This window comes from Pseudomonas sp. GW821-FHT02H06, assembly GCF_059421525.1.
The window spans coordinates 63,359-81,480 of the sequence record NZ_JBWKVD010000002.1 but is presented as its reverse complement, the minus strand read 5'-3'; the positions used below and the strand labels follow the sequence as shown (position 1 = coordinate 81,480).

At 63.2% G+C, this 18,122-nt stretch carries 13 protein-coding genes; 9 read left to right on the top strand and 4 right to left on the bottom strand.

The window, feature by feature from the left end; all coding sequences use genetic code 11:
• The 4 genes from AC07VF_RS03440 to AC07VF_RS03425 all read left to right on the top strand — a co-directional run bounded on the left by AC07VF_RS03440 (position 1) and on the right by AC07VF_RS03425 (position 4,834).
• Positions 1 to 1,071 carry a microcin C ABC transporter permease YejB gene (locus tag AC07VF_RS03440; protein ID WP_495008072.1) on the top strand — a complete coding sequence of 357 codons (1,071 nt, stop codon included), beginning with the start codon at positions 1 to 3 and terminating at the stop codon, positions 1,069 to 1,071.
• On the top strand, positions 1,071 to 2,093 hold the full coding sequence (locus tag AC07VF_RS03435; protein WP_495008071.1) for an ABC transporter permease: 1,023 nt from the start codon (positions 1,071 to 1,073) through the stop codon (positions 2,091 to 2,093). Before AC07VF_RS03440 ends, AC07VF_RS03435 begins: the two co-directional genes overlap by 1 nt.
• A gap of 8 nt (positions 2,094 to 2,101) precedes the next feature.
• Positions 2,102 to 3,694 (top strand): ABC transporter ATP-binding protein, encoded by a 1,593-nt coding sequence (locus AC07VF_RS03430; RefSeq protein WP_495008070.1) that lies wholly within the window; start codon positions 2,102 to 2,104, stop codon positions 3,692 to 3,694.
• Between the two features lie 84 nt (positions 3,695 to 3,778).
• Positions 3,779 to 4,834: a permease gene (locus AC07VF_RS03425; RefSeq protein ID WP_495008069.1), complete on the top strand. Its 1,056-nt coding sequence runs from the start codon at positions 3,779 to 3,781 to the stop codon at positions 4,832 to 4,834.
• An 854-nt stretch (positions 4,835 to 5,688) separates the two neighbouring features.
• Here AC07VF_RS03425 and mnmH read toward each other — a convergent pair.
• The 4 genes from mnmH to treS form a co-directional block, all read right to left on the bottom strand.
• On the bottom strand, positions 5,689 to 6,798 hold the full coding sequence (mnmH, locus tag AC07VF_RS03420; RefSeq protein ID WP_495008068.1) for a tRNA 2-selenouridine(34) synthase MnmH: 1,110 nt from the start codon (positions 6,796 to 6,798) through the stop codon (positions 5,689 to 5,691).
• Positions 6,798 to 7,832: a selenide, water dikinase SelD gene (gene selD, locus AC07VF_RS03415; protein ID WP_495008067.1), complete on the bottom strand. Its 1,035-nt coding sequence runs from the start codon at positions 7,830 to 7,832 to the stop codon at positions 6,798 to 6,800. Before selD ends, mnmH begins: the two co-directional genes overlap by 1 nt.
• Before the next feature lie 294 nt (positions 7,833 to 8,126).
• Positions 8,127 to 9,275, bottom strand: coding sequence for an MFS transporter (locus tag AC07VF_RS03410; protein WP_495008066.1), 1,149 nt, complete (start codon positions 9,273 to 9,275; stop codon positions 8,127 to 8,129).
• Positions 9,276 to 9,457: 182 nt separating this feature from the next.
• On the bottom strand, positions 9,458 to 11,527 hold the full coding sequence (gene treS, locus AC07VF_RS03405) for a maltose alpha-D-glucosyltransferase (protein WP_192172038.1): 2,070 nt from the start codon (positions 11,525 to 11,527) through the stop codon (positions 9,458 to 9,460).
• Between the two features lie 214 nt (positions 11,528 to 11,741).
• Here treS and pdxR point away from each other — a divergent pair, with 214 nt between their 5' ends.
• The 5 genes from pdxR (at position 11,742) to AC07VF_RS03380 (ending at position 17,915) form a co-directional block, all read left to right on the top strand.
• Positions 11,742 to 13,187: a MocR-like pyridoxine biosynthesis transcription factor PdxR gene (pdxR, locus tag AC07VF_RS03400; RefSeq protein ID WP_495008065.1), complete on the top strand. Its 1,446-nt coding sequence runs from the start codon at positions 11,742 to 11,744 to the stop codon at positions 13,185 to 13,187.
• 505 nt (positions 13,188 to 13,692) lie between these two features.
• Positions 13,693 to 14,799 (top strand): Gfo/Idh/MocA family protein, encoded by a 1,107-nt coding sequence (locus tag AC07VF_RS03395; RefSeq protein ID WP_463583590.1) that lies wholly within the window; start codon positions 13,693 to 13,695, stop codon positions 14,797 to 14,799.
• A gap of 253 nt (positions 14,800 to 15,052) precedes the next feature.
• Positions 15,053 to 16,636, top strand: a complete 1,584-nt coding sequence (locus AC07VF_RS03390) for an aldehyde dehydrogenase (NADP(+)) (protein ID WP_192172041.1) — start codon at positions 15,053 to 15,055, stop codon at positions 16,634 to 16,636.
• 291 nt (positions 16,637 to 16,927) lie between these two features.
• On the top strand, positions 16,928 to 17,506 hold the full coding sequence (locus AC07VF_RS03385) for a DUF1349 domain-containing protein (protein ID WP_495008265.1): 579 nt from the start codon (positions 16,928 to 16,930) through the stop codon (positions 17,504 to 17,506).
• 67 nt (positions 17,507 to 17,573) lie between these two features.
• On the top strand, positions 17,574 to 17,915 hold the full coding sequence (locus AC07VF_RS03380) for an FKBP-type peptidyl-prolyl cis-trans isomerase (RefSeq protein WP_495008064.1): 342 nt from the start codon (positions 17,574 to 17,576) through the stop codon (positions 17,913 to 17,915).
• Positions 17,916 to 18,122: the final 207 nt, after the last annotated feature.

The following is an 18,122-nucleotide window of genomic DNA, read 5'->3' as shown; positions in this document are numbered from 1 at the left end:
ATGCTCGCCTACACCCTGCGCCGGTTGGCGCTGATCATTCCCACGCTGCTGTGCATTCTGGTGGTCAATTTCCTCATCGTGCAGGCCGCGCCGGGCGGTCCCGTCGAGCAAGCCATCGCCCGGGTTCAGGGCATGGGCCCAACGGGCGGCATTGGTGGCGGCGGTGGCGAAGTCGCGGCGACCGGCGGGATCAGCCGAGGCGCTCAAGGGCTGGACCCGGAGCTGGTCGAAGCGATCAAGCACCAATACGGGTTCGACAAGCCGCTGCACGAGCGCCTGTGGCTGATGCTCACCCATTACGCGCAGCTGGACTTCGGCAGCAGCTTTTTTCGCGGCGCCACGGTGACCGGGCTGATTCTGCAAAAGCTGCCGGTGACCCTGTCCCTCGGGCTGTGGGCGACGCTGATCACCTACCTGATTTCGATCCCGCTGGGCATCCGCAAAGCCGTGCTGCATGGCAGCCGCTTCGATGTCTGGAGCAGCACGGTGATCATCATCGGCTACGCCATCCCGGCGTTTCTGTTCGCCATTCTGCTGATTGTGGTATTCGCCGGCGGCAGCTACTGGAGCTGGTTTCCGGCCCAGGGTCTGTTCTCGGACGACTTCGACAGCCTCTCGCCACTGGGCAAGCTGCGCGATTACCTGTGGCATCTGGTGCTGCCGGTCAGCGCGCTGGTCATCGGCGGCTTCGCGACCCTGACCATCCTCACCAAAAACAGCTTCCTCAACGAGATCGGCCGCCAGTACGTGGTCACCGCCCGGGCCAAGGGTCTCAGCGAGCAGCGCGTGCTCTATGGCCACGTGTTCCGGAACGCCATGCTGCTGGTGGTGGCGGGCATTCCCCAGGCGCTGATCGAGGTGTTCTTCGCCGGCTCGCTGCTGATCGAAACCATCTTCGGCCTCGATGGCATCGGCCGCATGAGCTACGAAGCAGCGGTGTCTCGGGATTACCCGGTGGTCTTCGGCACGCTGTTTCTGTTCACCCTGTTCGGCCTGTTGATCAAGCTGGTGGGCGACCTGTGCTACACGCTGGTCGACCCGCGCATCGACTTTTCCGCGAGGAGCGCCTGATGTTCGAGTTTTCCCCGCAAAACCGGCGCCGCATCGCCAACTTCAAGGCCAACCGGCGTGGCTGGTGGTCGTTGTGGCTGTTCGTGGCGCTGTTGATCATCTGCCTGTGCGGCGAACTGATCGCCAACGACAAGCCGCTGATCGTCCGCTATCAGGGCGACCTGTACTGCCCGGCCCTGCATCAATACCTGGAAACGGACTTCGGCGGCGAGCTGCCTTTCGAGCCGGACTACTCCAGCGATTACGTGCGCAAGCTGATCGCCGACAAGGGCGGCTGGATGCTCTTCGCGCCGATCCCGTTCAGCTATGACACGGTCAATTACGAACTCCGCGAGCCCTCGCCCAGCCCGCCCAGCGCGCGCAACTGGCTGGGCACTGACGACCAGGCCCGGGACGTCATGGCGCGGGTGCTGTTCGGCACTCGCGTGTCGATCCTCTTTGCGTTGGCGCTGACCGCCATCAGCACGGTGATTGGCGTCTTCGCCGGGGCGATTCAGGGCTATTACGGCGGGCTGGCGGATTTGATCGGCCAGCGCTTGCAGGAAGTCTGGTCGGGGCTGCCGGTGCTGTACCTGTTGATCATTCTGTCGGGCTTCGTCGAGCCGGATTTCTGGTGGCTGCTGGGGATCATGTCGCTGTTTTCCTGGCTGGCGCTGGTCGACGTGGTCCGCGCCGAGTTCCTCCGGGGGCGCAATCTGGAATACGTCAAAGCCGCCCGCGCCCTGGGCCTCAGCGACGGCGCCTTGATGTGGCGGCACATTCTGCCCAACGCCATGACCAGCACCCTCACCTACTTGCCATTCATCGTCACCGGCGCCATCGCCACACTGACCGCGCTGGATTTCCTCGGCTTCGGCATGCCCGCCGAAAGCGCGTCCCTCGGCGAACTCATCGGCCAGGCCAAACGCAACTTGCAGGCGCCGTGGCTCGGCGTCACGGCGTTCTGCGCCCTGGCACTGATCCTCACGCTACTGGTGTTTATCGGCGAAGCCTGCCGTGACGCTTTCGACCCCCGCGCATGAGCGCTGCCATGAATGACCCTCTGATCCAGATCCGCAACCTGCGCGTGGCTTTCAACGGCGCCGAAGTGGTGCACGGCATCGACCTCGACATCCAGCCGGGTGAATGCCTGGCGCTGGTCGGCGAGTCCGGCTCGGGCAAGTCGGTGACCGCGCACTCGATCCTGCGCCTGCTGCCGGCAAAGTCCGTCAGCACACAGGGCAGCATTCGCTACAAGGGCGTCGATCTGTTGCACGCGAGCGACAAAGAACTTCGGGGCCTGCGCGGCAACCGCATCGCCATGATCTTTCAGGAGCCGATGACCTCGCTGAATCCGTTGCACACCGTGGAGAAACAGATCGGCGAAATCCTCGCCATGCACAAGGGCCTCAAGGGCAAGGCCGCCCGCGAGCGCACGCTGGAATTGCTCGGTCTGGTGGGAATTCAAAACCCGCCGCAGCGGCTCAACGCCCTGCCCCATCAACTGTCCGGCGGCCAGCGCCAGCGGGTGATGATCGCCATGGCCCTGGCCAACGAACCCGAGCTGCTGATCGCCGACGAACCGACCACCGCGCTGGACGTCACGGTGCAGCTGAAAATTCTCGAGCTGCTCAAATCCCTGCAACAACGGCTGGGCATGTCGCTGCTGTTGATCAGCCATGACCTCAATCTGGTGCGGCGCGTCGCCCAGCGGGTCTGCGTGATGCGCGCCGGCGAGATCGTCGAGCAGGCCGACTGCCAAACGCTGTTCGCCACTCCGCAACACCCCTACAGCCGCCTGCTGATCAACGCCGAACCCGACGGCGAACCGGTGCCCGGCGAGCACACCCAGACATTGCTGTCAGTGGACGCGCTGAAAGTCTGGTTTCCCTTGCCCAAACCTTTATTGCGGCGTGAACGGCAGTACATCAAGGCGGTGGATGGGGTGAGTTTCGAGCTGTTGAAAGGCCAGACCCTCGGCATCGTCGGCGAATCCGGCTCGGGCAAATCGACCCTGGGTCAGGCGATCCTGCGACTGATCGATTCCGAAGGCAGCATCCGCTTCGCCAACAAGGAGCTGAGCCTGCGCAGCCAGCAACTGATGCGGCCGCTGCGCAAGCGCATTCAGGTGGTGTTTCAGGACCCGTTCGGCAGTTTGAGTCCGCGCATGACGGTGCAGCAGATCATCGCCGAAGGGCTGCTGACCCACGGCATCGGCACCCCGGCCGAGCGTGAACATACGGTCATCCGCGTGCTCGGCGAAGTCGGCCTCGACCCGGACAGCCGCCATCGCTACCCCCACGAATTCTCCGGCGGTCAACGCCAGCGGGTGGCCATTGCCCGGGCGCTGGTGCTGGAACCGGAGCTGATTCTGCTCGACGAACCCACCTCGGCGCTGGATCGCACCGTGCAAAAACAGATCATTGCGCTGCTGCGGGATTTGCAGATCCGTCACGGCCTCAGTTATCTGTTCATCAGCCACGACCTGGCGGTGGTTCACGCCCTGGCCCACGACGTGCTGGTGATCAAGGACGGCAAAGTGGTCGAGCAAGGCGCGGCGCGGGAGATTTTCAGCCATCCGCGCCAGCCCTACACCCAGGAACTGCTGCGTGCGTCCGGGCTGGATTTCGGCGGACGGGCGTGAGCCGACATACCTTGTGACACCTACTATAATGCCCGGCCACGGCGTATCATCGCGCCCCCTCGATTTCCTGCTCTGGTGCCTGTCATGACTGCCCTTCCGCTCACCTCCGAACGCCGCGGCTGGTCGTTCTGGTGGAAACCCCTGGCGTTCCTGCTGGTGGCTGCCATCGGCTTGTACTACGTCAAGTGGTCGCCGTATTACCTGAAGTCCTTCATCGCGGCCGACACCCATAACATCGGCGGCTCGATCATCAACGACAACCCGGCCACGCCGTGGGCTGCCGCTCTGGCGTACGCCCAGGTGTACTTTCTGGCGATCTGGAAAGCCGCCGTGCTGGCAGTGATTCTCGGCTCGCTGGTGCAGGTGCTGATTCCCCGTGACTGGCTGCTGAAAATGTTCGGCCGCGCCGGACTCGGCTCGACCCTTCGCGGCGGCCTGTTCGCCCTGCCCGGCATGATGTGCAGCTGCTGCGCGGCGCCGGTGGCTGCGGGCCTGCGCAAGCAGAACGTGTCGGTGGGCGCAGCGCTGGCCTTCTGGATCGCCAACCCGGTGCTCAACCCCGCCACGTTGGTGTTCATGGGTTTCGTGCTGGGCTGGGGCTTCACCGCCCTGAGACTGGTGGCGGGCCTGGTGCTGGTGATCGGTGTTTCCCTTGTTGCGCAACGCATCTCCCGTCCGGAAGTGGTGCCTGAACAGGCGCTGGAAGCGGTGGCCAACGCCGAGACGCCGGAGGAAGGCAGCCTGCTGGTGCGTTGGGGCAAGACGCTCTGGCAGTTGTTCTGGACCACCATCCCGATCTACGTCATCGCCGTGCTGATTCTCGGCGCCGCGCGGGTGTGGCTGTTCCCTCACGTCGACGGCGCGATGGGCAACAGCCTGTTGTGGCTGGTGCCTCTGGCGATTGTCGGCACGTTGTTTGTGATCCCGACCGCCGCCGAAATCCCGATTGTGCAGACGCTGCTGACGTTGGGCCTGGGCACTGCGCCGGCGGTGGCGTTGCTGATGACCCTGCCGAGCGTGAGCCTGCCGTCGCTGTTGATGCTGCGTAAATCCTTCGACGCCAAGGTGCTGGTGACCGTTGGGGTGTTGACCATGCTGGTCGGGGTGGTAAGTGGGTTGGTAGGCGCCGCTTTGTTGTAAGGCTGAGATCAAGATCACAAGCGTCTGCCTGGGGGCAGACTGTTTCGCCTTCGGCGAGTTACTTGGAAAAAGCCCCCCAAGTAACCAAGGGGGCTTGCTCCTGGTTTGGCCCCTCGTACCTCGGGGTTCCTTCACTCCGGTCCCGCTCCGTGGGCCCGCCGCCATCCGCCATCCATGGCGGGGGGCGGCTCTCGCGGCATCCATGCCCCTCGGCCCACTCCGCGAAACCTGCGTTCAGCCTGCACCAAAGTCGCGTTTTGTGGTGTCTGGACTACCGCGTGGAAGATCAAAAGCAGATCAAGGGCAGATCAGTCGCTAAGGACTTGTAGGAGTGAGCTTGCTCACGAAGGGGTTGATACATCCACCGAATATCAGGTGTGCGAGATAAAGCATTCGCGAGCAAGCTCGCTCCCACAGGATGGGCGTGAGATGAGCAAAATTGGTGGCGCCTGGGCTGGCCTCTTCCCGGCTAAAGCCGGTCCTACAGGGCGTACGCGGTGCTTTTGTAGGACCGGCTTCAGCCGGGAATCCGTTGCTCTGCTTTTGATCTGCTTTTGATCTGCTTTTGATCCTCATACACAAAAAGCCCAGACACCGCCAATCGCGACTTGGGTGCAGGCTGAACGCAGGTCTCGCGCAGTGGGTCGAGCCGCATGGATGCGGCGAGAGCGCCGTCAGGACATGGATGTCCGTTCGGCGCGGGCCCAAGGAGCGAGACCGGAGTGAGGGAACCCCGAGGAACGAGGGGCCAAACCAGGAGCACAAGCCCTTGGTTACTTGGGGCTTTATCAAGTAACTCGCCGAAGGCGAAACGGAGGCCGCTAGGCCGACGCTCTTGATCTTGATCTTGATCTTCAACCGCGGTAGTTCAGTTTCCGCTGTTTCAGATACTCGACAACAGCCCTCTGATCCCCGGCAAACTCGATCCGGGGGTTCTTGCTGTCCCGCTGAAACGCATACATCGGATCGTAATACTCACCCAACATCCCGCTGATCCAGCCCCGGTGCTCATCCACCGCCCCGCTGCGCGCCTGCTCAGCCAGCGCACTGTCCATGATTGCCGCCAGCCGCTGATAACGCTCACCGCCCAATCGCCGAACGATGCTCGACAGGCTTTGCTTCAGCCGCTCGGCGTACGCCGCAAAACCCGTTTCAATGCCCTGCACGGCGATGAACTCGGCACACAGATCCGTCACATAATCCTTCAGAATCCGCTCGACCCGGCTGTCAAAACTGTCCTCCAGCCACACCAACGGCGCGTCCTGCATCGTCCGGTACAACTCAAGGGGGACCGCACGACTGCCCACGATCCGCCCTTCATCCTCGACCACAAACTGATCGAGGTTCCGGGCGCGCTTTTTCAGGATGTCGACGGCGAGCAGGTTCTCGAAATCGATCTGCCCCGGCTGCGGCGTTGCGTGTTTGCCGAAGCTCGAGCCGCGATGGTTGGCATGGCCTTCCAGATCCAGCCCGTTGTCGAGCTGCTGCAGCACCTCGGTCTTGCCGCTGCCGGTCAGGCCGCCGATCAGCACGAAATCGCACTCGGCCACGGCCTGCTCGGTCACCTCGATCAAAAAGCTGCGCATCGCCTTGTAGCCACCGATGACCCGGGGGTACTCGATGCCCGCTTCGCTCTTGAGCCATTGCTGGGTGATCTGTGAACGCAGCCCGCCGCGAAAGCAATACAAAAAACCCTCGGGATGGTTGCGGGCAAAACTCGCCCATGCCTCGATCCGCGCCTCTTTCAAGTCGCCTGACACTAATTTGTGGCCCAGTTCGATGGCGGCCTGCTGCCCGTCCTGTTTGTAGCTGGTGCCGACCTTCTGCCGCTCGACGTCGTTCATCAGCGGCAGATTGATCACGCCGGGGAACGCGCCTTTGGTGAATTCAACCGGCGCACGCACGTCCATCATCGGCACGTCGTTGAGGAAAATCTCCCGCAGGTCGGCGCTGTTGTCGCGCATCAGAACACCTCGACCGCAAGTGGCTGTCGCTCCACCAGTTCGCCGATCGGCGCAAGGCTCAGGCCGAGTTCGTCGGCCATGGCCAGGAACGCCGTTTCCTCGGCAGGCTCGACGGCAATCAGCAGGCCGCCGCTGGTTTGCGGATCGCACAGCAGCAACTTCTGCGCCTCGGTCAGCGCGCCGATGCGTTCGCCGTAGCTGTCGTAATTGCGGTGGGTGCCGCCGGGGACGCAATCCTGCTCGATGTAGAAATCCACACTGCCCAGACGCGGCACGGCGGCAGCATTCAGTCGTGCAGTGACCTGACTGCCGTCGGCCATCTCGACCAAATGCCCGAGCAAGCCGAAGCCGGTGACGTCGGTCATCGCAGTGACGCCGGCCAGGCGAGAGAAACGGCTGCCGGGCTTGTTCAGCGTGCACATCACGTCACGGGCCAGGCCGATGTCCTCATCGCGCAGCAGGCCTTTTTTCTCGGCGGTGGTGAGGATGCCAATGCCCAGCGGCTTGGTCAGGAACAGCTTGCAGCCCACAGTCGCGGTGTCGTTGCGCTTCATGAAGCGCTTTTCCACCAGCCCGGTGACGGCCAGACCGAAAATCGGCTCGGGCGCGTCGATGGAGTGGCCGCCCGCCAGCGGGATGCCTGCGGCGTCGCACACCGCCCGTCCGCCACGGATGACTTCGCGGGCGATTTCAGGGGCCAGCACGTTGACCGGCCAGCCCAGAATGGCGATGGCCATCAGTGGATCGCCGCCCATGGCGTAGATGTCGCTGATGGCGTTGGTCGCGGCGATGCGGCCGAAGTCGAACGGGTCGTCGACGATGGGCATGAAGAAATCGGTGGTGGAGACGACGCCCTTCTCGTCGTCGATGGCATAGACCGCTGCGTCATCGCGGGAGGCATTGCCGACCCACAGGCGCGGGTCGAGGTTCTGCGCGCCGCTGCCGGCGAGGATGGTTTCCAGCACCTTGGGCGAGATCTTGCAGCCACAGCCGGCGCCGTGACTGTATTGGGTAAGACGAATCGGGTCGGTCATGGGAAAGCCCCTGAGTTTCAAGGCGCCGAAGTCTAACAGAGGCGCCAGTGGGTTGAAGATTTGCTGGATGGCTGGATGGCTGGATGGCTGGATGGCTGGATGGCTGGATACGCGATTTTCGTAGGACCGGCTTCAGCCGGGAAAACATCTGATGTCACACCGCAAAACTGATGGTGTCCACACCGGCCTCTTCCCGGCTAAAGCCAGTCCTACCGATAAAACCGCGTGCTGTCAGTAGGACCGGCTTCAGCCGGGAAGGCGTCAGATGCCACACCGCAAAACTGATGGCTTTCCTCAGCCCTTCGCCATCCGCCGTGCCGTCAGCACCTGCGCCAGCATCAACGCACCCACGCAGAGCAGCGCTTCCCGCAGGCCGATGAGGTGGGCAGCAAAACCGATTAACGCGGGTCCCAGCAGAATCCCGCAGTATCCAATCCCGGTAATCACTGCGATCGCCAGCCCCGCTGGCATTCTGGTCTGCGCACCGACCACCGAGCAGTACACCGGAAACGTATTGGACAATCCCAGCCCGATCAGCGCGAAGCCCAGCAGGAACAACGGCCACGGATCCAGCAGGATGGCCATGGCAAACCCGACCATCACCAGCAGCCCGCCGCCGATCAGCAGGTTCACCGCGCCGAAGCGGTTCCTCAACCAGTCCCCGGAAAACCGCCCGGCTGCCATGGCCAGGGAGAACACCGCGTACGCGCCGCCGGCCACTGATAAATCGATCTGGTGCATCCGGTTCAGGAACACCGCGCTCCAGTCGAGCATCGCGCCCTCCACCAGCAGCGCGATAAAGCAGAGAATCCCGACGATCACCACCTTTGTGGTCGGCCGAGCGAACGGCGCTGATGGGTCGTCCGCGCCATGGGGCACCAGGTAGCGCGCGTGCCAGAGCAACATCCCGCCAATCAACGCCACCACCACGGCCACCGCCAGTAACGGCGACGCGCCCAGCCACAGCAGCAAGGTCATCAACAGCGCACTGCTGATGCCGCCGAGGCTGAACAGCCCGTGGAACCCCGACATCATCGGCCGCCCGTGATCGCGCTCGACCATCAGGCCCTGCACGTTCATCGCCACATCGATGCTGCCCAGCCCCGCGCCGAACACCGCTAGGGCCACTGCCAGCGCCGGCAGGGAAGACAGCGTAGCGAGCAACGGCAGCATGCAGCAGATCAAGGCGCCGCCAATCAGCGAAACAAAGCGGCAGCCCTTGCGCGTGGTGAGCATCCCTGCCAGCGGCATCGCCAGCATCGAACCGAGGCCGAAGCACAACAGCAGCAGGCCAAGCTGGGCTTCTTCAAGCCCGGCGCGGTCGCGGGCAAAAGGCACCAGCGGCGCCCACGCGCCGAGGGACATCCCGGACAGCAGGAACGTCAGGCGATAACTCCACAGGTGAACGAAGACAGGGGCACGAACGGATTGAGCAACTGACACAGAAAACGACCTGAACAGGTCTGCGCGAACGGCAGACGGTGAAAAAAAGTGATCCCTCACTGCACGCATTCCTTCGTGGGACCGGCTTTAGCCGGGAGGAGGCGAATCCGTACACCCTCAGTGCAGCGGTGTGGCGACTGACGCTTTCCCGGCTGAAGCCGGTCCCACTAAGCAAGGCCCGTTTACATCATGGGTGCCGCCATGCTCACCACGCGCAGTGCCAGGCCTTCATAGGCGTCCAGTGTGATGGTGAATTCGCCCTCTTCGGTCAGGTCGCCTTCGACCCGCTCGTTGATGATGTCCACCACCGGCCCCGGTGCAATGCCCGGCAGGTGCAGGGTCTCGACGATGGCCTCCGCGCTGAAGTTCAGCGCAGTGATCTGCGTACCCTTCCCGGCCGGCAGTTCGTGAACCATGATCAGCAACCCCGGGTGTTCGACGTCCGGAATCAGAATCTGCCGGCTGGCAGCGATGTCGTAGGCGCGGCGCACGGCCAGCAGCTTTTTCAACTGCGAGGCGAACGAATCCGGGCGCTTCAACTGTTCAGGGAGGCTGCCGTACAGCGCCCGTGCCCGGGGCATGCCACCTGCCGAGACTTCGCAGTCCGGGTCCATGTCGACCAGGTCATAGCCACCGCGATGGATCCAGCGGGTATCGCCATCACCCATCAGGTGCTCCACCTGCTCGGCCGGCAGCGGCAGTGCGCCCACCAGGTCCCAGCCCGACAGCGCGAACACGCCCGGTTGCATGGCGTTGAACATCACCAGCAGCAAATGAATGTGCTGGATCTTGTCGATGTCGGCGGCGGTCATGCTGTCAAGCTCGCGAATGCCCAGCGCCGCGGTGATGATGCTCGCCGTGGTGCAGGACACGCCGTTGGTGACGAACTTCAGGTTGTACGGTGCGTGCTCGCCGGCCAGACGCTCGTACATCTCCTCGCGGATGTGCTCGCGCAGGATGTTGCCCGGGAACGTCTGGCCCTGATACAGGTACTGATCGTGAGCATGCAGCGTCCAGAAATGCACCAGCTCCAGGGTCAATTCATCGTGGTTCTGCAGCGCGTGAATCAGCGACGCAGGGTCGATGCCGAACTCATGCACCTGACGCAGCATCAGCCTCAGAAACTCCGTGCGGCCGGTGAGCAGGGCATGCTGATACGCCGGACGGGTGATGAAGTCGTAGGAAAGATCGGCGCCGCCGTGGGACATCGCCGCGATGTCGTCGATGGTCAGGTTCAGCTCCTGGAAGCTGAAACCGCCGGCCTTGCGAATGGCGCCTGCCAGCAACTGGTTGCCGGTGATCGACAGCGGGTGGCTCTCGGACCACGCCGTGCCGTCGGCCTTGCGTTCGACGCCGAGGAAGCCGTTGGCGTCCAGACGCAACACCCGCGCGCCCATCACGTCGATGGCGTGCAAGGCGTCGCCGATGATCATCTGCTGCGCGGCGAAACTCGGGTCCAGCCAGTTCAGCGACGGCTGGCCTTCCTTGAAGTAATGCAGATAGACCCAGCGGCGGTCTTTGCCGTCGACGCCGGTGACGACAGGCGTGGCGCTCCAGTCGGTCTCCTTGACGCCGGGTTCGAAGAAGATCACCCGCTGCAACTGGCCGACGATGTAATGCTTGTCGCGCAGGGCATCGACGGTAGCAGGCTGCAGGTTGACGGCATCGCGGCCGGCCGGGACTTCCGGCAGCAGCGACCAGTCTTCTTCCTTTATTTCCACCATGTGGTAGAGGCCCGGGTACTCTTCGTAGGCCATCTCGGCCAGGCGGAAGTCCGCGCCCTTGCCGGTGTGGGACGGGATCACGTCATCGACGACGATCGCGTTGTGCGCCGCGGCGATGCGGCTGAGGTTAAGAAACTGGGCGTCGGTGCCCAGGGACGAATCCACCTCGAAGCTGATGCGGTCGAAGTTGCCGTCAATGCTCGGGGTGCGCTCGCGGCCTTTCAAACCGCCGGAGGCTTTCAACGGGCCGTTGTGAATGCCCTGGATGCCGATTTCCGACAGCGCGTGCCAGAGCTGCTCATCGCCCAGCGCTTCGAGCACCGAGCTGCCATCGCGGGTGATGATCGACGCCGGGTAGGCGGTGAACCAGACCGAGCCGATGGCCGAAGCGTCCCGTGGGCGGGCCTGGGCGTAAGGCCGCTGCCAGAGACGGCCCTGGCCGCCATACAGCTTTGCGCGTTGCTTTGCGGCGTTGAGCATCGATTGCTCAACCAGCCATTCCACGTACTGCTTGTCCGGGGTGGTCATGTGTTCGGGGTTCCATCTTCAAGTGGATGGGAGCGGCGGCCCAGGGCTCTGCGAGCGCTGTCCGGACCGTCCTGCCTGTGCGTGTCAGGTTTATGCCTAACTCTAAGAGCACCTTGGCGCGTAAACGTTGCATCGGTTGCTGTCACGCGCGCGGCTGCACTGGCTAAAATCCACCGGCGTGCATCCGCACCGTCGGCGCTGTTCAGGGGTTTGCGTGGAATTACACATCGTTATCGAGGGCCGCAAGGACCTCGCCCATCAAGTTTATGAACAGCTGCGCGACAGTATCGTGTCCGGCCGGCTGGCGGCAGGTGTTCAATTACCGCCCAGTCGCCTGCTGGCGGCGCAACTGGGGCTGTCGCGCAAAACCATTTCCGACACCTACAGCCGACTGACCTACGAAAACTACCTCGTCGGCAAGGTCGGCAGCGGCACGTTCGTCAACGCCTTGAGCGCTTACAGCCCGACTCGGCCGGCGCCTTCGCAGCTGGCCAGCGCCCACATCGTGGCGAAATGGGAGCGCATCTCCCTGCCCCTGCGCCACCCGACCCGCGCGGGTACCCTGCGCTACGATTTTCTCGGCGGCGCGACGGCGAAAATCCAATTCCCCCATGACGAATGGCGGCGCTGCGTGCACCACGCGGTGCGGCAGATGTCCACCGAACGCGGCTTCTACAGCCAGCCCGAAGGCCTGCCCGCCCTGCGCGCCGCCATTGCCGGGCACATCGCCTTTGCCCGCGGCGTCCGCTGCGGCGCCGATGACGTGGTGGTGTGCAATGGCGCGCAACAGGCCCTGGACCTGATCGCTCGCGTCCTGATCGAACCCGGCAGCCGCGTGGCCGTGGAAGATCCCGGCTACACACCCGCGCGCCTGCTGTTTGCCGCCCAAGGGGCGGAGGTGGCCGGCGTGCCGGTGGACAGCGAAGGCATCATCGTCGATGAGATTCCCGACAATGTCTGCGCCATCTACGTCACCCCGTCCCACCAGATGCCGCTGGGCATGCCCATGAGCCTCGCGCGCCGCCACGCCCTGCTGGAGAAGGCCCGGCGGATCGGCGCGATCATCATCGAAGACGACTACGACAGCGAATTCCGCTACGAAGGCCGTCCCACTGACTCGCTGCAAAGCATGGACGAGCACGGCGTCGTTGCCTACGTCGGCACCTTCTCGAAAACCCTGCTGCCCGAACTGCGCCTGGGGTACGCCGTGCTGCCGGCGGCGATCCTCGAAGCGGTGATCAAAGCCAAGCAACTGACCGACTGGCACACCTCGACCCTGCCGCAATGGGCGCTGAGCAAATTCATCAGCGAAGGCCTGCTCAACAAACACATCCGCCGCTGCCACAGCACCTACGCCGGGCGCCGCGAACGAATCCTGGCACGCATCGCCGGCGATCTGTCGCCGTGGCTGGAAACCATTCCGTGCACGGCGGGGTTTCACATGGCGGTAATGCTCAAGCCCTCGCTGCTGCCTGCGATCGACCTGCACATCCTGGTCGACCGCGCCCGGGATACCGCGCTGGGTCTCTACCCCCTCCACGGTTTCTACAACGAAGCGCCACCCCGCGATGGGCTGATGCTGGGCTTCGGTGCGATTGACCTGCTCGACATCGACCCCGCGCTGGACCGGCTGCGGGATCTGTTGATGGGGTTTGGTTGATCGGGGAAATCGAAGGCGCTCCCACCGGCCCCTTCCCGGCTGAAGCCGGTCCCACAAAAAGCAGCGCGCGCATTCACTAGGACCGGTTTTAGCCGGGAAGCTGTTGATCTTGATCTTCATACACAAAAGGTTCAAACACCGAAGAACGCGACTTGGGTGCAGGCTGAACGCAGGTCTCGCGGAGTGGGCCGAGCGGCATGGATGCCGCGAGAGCCGCCCCCCGCCATGGATGGCGGATGGCGGCGGGCCCACGGAGCGAGACCGAAGTGAAGGAACCCCGACGCAGGAGGGGCCCAACCAGGAGCAGGCACCCTTGGTTACTTGGGGTGCTTTTCCAAGTAACTCGCCGAAGGCGAAACAGTCTGCCCCCAGGCAGACGCTCTTGATCTTGATCTTGATCTTGATCTTGGAAAGCGACCCACGATTGGATTGAACTTCTTACCCCGGAACCTGCCGACTACAGAGCTGCCGGACACACCGTCCGCTGAGAAATGGAGGCTTATACATGCCAGACGCAAACGGCAAAATCCGCTACGCAGTGGTCGCTGGAGGCTGGATCTCCCAAGGCGCATTCATGCCGGGACTCGAACAAACCGACAACTCCGTCATGACCGCCCTCGTCACCGGCGACCCCATCAAGGCCGACCAACTCGCGGCACTCTACGACCTCAAAAGCTACCACTACGACGAATTCGACACCCTGCTCAACTCCGGCGAAATCGACGCCATCTACCTGGCAACCCCCAACTTCCGCCATCGCGAATTCGCCGTTCCGGCACTCGAAGCCGGCATCCACGTGCTGCTCGAAAAGCCCATGGCCGCCAACGAAGAAGACTGCCTGGCCATCGCCGAAGCCGCCAAGCGCTCCGGCGCCAAACTGATGGTCGCCTACCGCCTGCACTTCGAGCCCGGCACCGTCGAAATGGTCCACCGCGTGCGCGCCGGCGACCTCGGCGATCTGCGCCTGTTCACCGCGACCTTCGCTCAGACCACCGACCCGGCCAACCACCGCATGCAGAGCGGCTTCGACGCAGGTCCCGTTGCCGACATGGGCCCGTACCCGATCAACGCCGTGCGCAACCTGTTTGCCGCCGAACCGATTGAAGTTCACGCCGTCGGCATCAAGACACCGGGCCGCGAAATCAACACCTTCGACACGGTCAACGTCACACTGCGCTTTGCCGAAGAACGCTTGGCCACTTTCACCGTGAGTTACAGCCTGCCGTCCACCGAGCGTTTCCAGCTGATCGGTACCAAGGGCGAGTTTGAAGCTTCGCCGTGCTTCGGTTTCGGCGAAGGCGTGGCGATCGGTTACCGGGCGATCATCGACGGCAAGACCACCGAGCATACACACCCGGTGGTCGACCAGTTCGGCGGAGAGACCCAGTACTTCTCCGACTGCATCCTGCAGGACCGCGAGCCGGAGCCGGACGGCGACGAAGGCTGGCGCGACGTGCGGGTGGTCGAGGCCATCGAACGCGCGTTGACCACCGGCCAGCCGCAGAAGCTCGAGCCCCTGCCGGAACGCCCGGGCATCAGCATCGAGCAAGCCCGTCGCCTGCCGCTGGCCAAGGTGCCCGAGTACATCAACACGGACGAGCCGAACGCCTGATCGACTTATGGGTCGGGTATGACTACCTGACGCATGTTGATCACCGCTCAATGCCCGGCTATTTTGATGGCCGGGCCTTGCTCAGCTCCCCTCACGGCTGCGCGCCTTGCAGCTGAAAAAATGCAGTTGTATGATGACTGTCGACTTTGCGATGAGCCGCTGAGCTTGTCGCCGCTACGCTTCAAACGATTTCGAATTCCTCCATCAGGCTAAACGCCTGATCGATTCGCCCCAAAAATAACAGGAGAAGCAGATGCCTACCGTTCTCGGTCAGAACTTCATCGGCGGCGCCCGCAGTGGCCTCGGCGAAGCACGCCATAAAAGCCTCGACGCCACCACTGGCGAAGCACTGCCCTACACCTTCCATCAGGCCACCGACGCGGAAATCGACGCCGCTGCCTCGGCCGCCAAAGACGCCTTTCTTGAATTCCGCCAGTTGAGCCCGGCCCGTCGCGCCGAGTTCCTTGATGCCATCGCTGACGAACTCGACGCCCTGGGCGATGACTTCGTGGCCCTCGTCTGCCAGGAAACCGCGCTGCCGGCCGGTCGTATCCAGGGCGAGCGTGGCCGTACTTCCGGCCAGATGCGCCTGTTCGCCAAAGTCCTGCGCCGCGGCGACTTCCTTGGCGCGCGTATCGATCAAGCCCTGCCGGATCGCAAGCCGCTGCCACGTGTCGACCTGCGCCAGCAGCGCATCGGCGTCGGCCCGGTGGCCGTGTTCGGCGCCAGCAACTTCCCGCTGGCCTTCTCCACCGCCGGCGGCGACACCGCTTCGGCACTGGCTGCCGGTTGCCCGGTTGTGGTGAAAGCCCACAGCGGCCACATGGCGACGGCTGATCTGGTGGGCAACGCTATCATTCGCGCTGCCGAAAAAACCGGTATGCCAAAAGGCGTGTTCAACATGATCTTCGGCAGCGGCGTCGGCGAAGGCCTGGTCAAGCACCCGGCCATTCAAGCGGTCGGCTTCACTGGTTCGCTGCACGGCGGTAACGCCCTGTGCAAACTGGCCTCCGAGCGTCCGCAGCCGATTCCGGTCTTCGCCGAAATGTCGAGCATCAACCCGGTGGTACTGCTGCCTGGCGCCTTGACGGCGCGCGGCACTGCCATCGCTGGCGAACTCGCCGCTTCCGTGGTCATGGGCGCAGGTCAGTTCTGCACCAACCCGGGTGTGGTGATCGGCATTCGCTCCCCTGCCCTGACCGCGTTCACCGAGCAGCTGACCGAGCACATGGGCGGTCAGCCACCTCAAACCATGCTCAACGAAGGCGGCCTGCGCAGCTACAGCAAAGGCGTCGAGAAGTTGCTGGCGCACAAGAGCGTCACGCACCTGGCCGGCAAGCCGCAGGAAGGCAAGCAGGCCCAGGCTCAGCTGTTCAAGGCCGACGTCAGCATGTTGCTCAACGGCGACGAATTGCTGCAGGAAGAAGTATTCGGCCCGACCACGCTGCTGATCGAAGTGGCAGACGACGCGGAACTGAAAGCCGCACTGCTGGCGCTGCGCGGCCAGTTGACCGCCACGCTGATCGGCGAAACCGCCGACCTGCAGAAGTACCAGTGGCTGGTGCCGGTGCTGGAAGAGAAAGTCGGCCGCATCCTGGTCAATGGCTACCCAACCGGTGTTGAAGTGTCCGATGCCATGGTTCACGGCGGTCCTTACCCGGCGACCTCCGATGCGCGCGGTACGTCGGTGGGCACCCTGGCGATCGACCGTTTCCTGCGCCCGGTCTGCTACCAGAACTACCCGGACAGTCTGCTGCCGGCGGCGCTGCAAAACGCCAACCCGCTGGGCCTCAAGCGCCTGGTGAATGGCGAGTGGAGCACTGACGTCATCGCATGATGAAGGGGCCTGATTCGTCAGGTCCGATTCGTCAGACCTGAATCCTCAGACCCACAAAAACGGCGCGACCCTGTAAAGGGCCGCGCCGTTTTTTTTCCTGATGACACGTCTGGAGCGTTGCCGGCGAGCCCTCAGCTGTCGCTGTTCCTAGTCTCACTTGCGCCGATAACCGAGGGGCGGCGATCATGCGTTCGATTCAGTCCTTCACTTCTGGATACAGCTATTAACGACGGAGGTAGCCTGGTGGATAAAAAACAGGTTGAAGTGGGCAGTCAGAACGCTGAAGCGTCAATTTGGCAGACTGCCGAATGGCTGAACAAGCCGAGCCATTGCCAAAGCATCGCTGAACACACGTTAGAAATTGTGACTGACCTTCAAACCGATTTCTGGCGTGAAACCCATTACGGGTTCATTCGAGACAGCGGACATTTCCTGGGGTTTGAGACCACTGGTAGCTTTACCGCTCAAATCAGAGTGAATGCCGATTTTCGCGAGCTCTATGACCAGGCGGGGATGATGGTCAGGCTCAATGAGGAGACCTGGTTGAAGGCAGGAATCGAATATAACGATGGAATGCCAATGATCAGTAGCGTGCTGACACGCGGCACGTCGGATTGGGCACCCTGCAGCTTTTCTGGCGACCCAACCGATTTCTGGCTTCGTGTGACCGTTTCCGATGGAGTGCTGCGCTTGCAATACTCCACCGACGGAATGACCTGGCCGCTGCTTAGACTTGCTCCCTTTCCAGACGCGGACCGCTACACGGTGGGTCCTATGTGCTGCACACCGGAGCGGCAAGGGTTAAAGGTGAGGTTTTCCGAATGGTCATTGACCCCGCCCCTCGGGCGAGACCTGCACGATTTGACCTAGCCAATCTCCCGGCTGCTTACGCTTGGCCAGCCTGCATCCCGCCTCCTCTCGCTGTGGAAATCTGAACATGAATGAAGAACTGAGCATCGTCGACCTGCTGGAAGGCACCGGCAAGGCCGTCGTCAAAGGCGCGCTGATCACCACCCAATACACCGGCACCCTGGAAGACGGCACCGTGTTTGATTCCTCGTGGGAGCGCGGCAAGCCGTTTCAGTGCGTCATCGGCACCGGTCGGGTGATCAGGGGATGGGACATCGGCCTGATGGGCATGAAGGTCGGCGGCAAACGGACGTTGCGGGTGCCTGCGGCGCTGGCGTACGGCGAGCGTTCGATGGGCGCGCACATCAAACCCCATTCGAATCTGGTGTTTGAGATTGAACTGCTGGAAGTGCTGACGCGGGGTGAGTGAGGGGTGTTTCAGCCGATGGATGTTCAGCGGCATGTCATGGCCCATTCGCGAGCAAGCTCGCTCCCACAAGGATGGCGGCGTACCCAAAATCGCGGCAGGACCACGAGCCGCGCGGGTGTGCGCAATTGGAGCAGCACCGGCTTCAGCCGGGAAGAGGCCAGCGTGTACGCCATCAACCTCGCGGTGTGGCAACCGACGCCTTCCCGG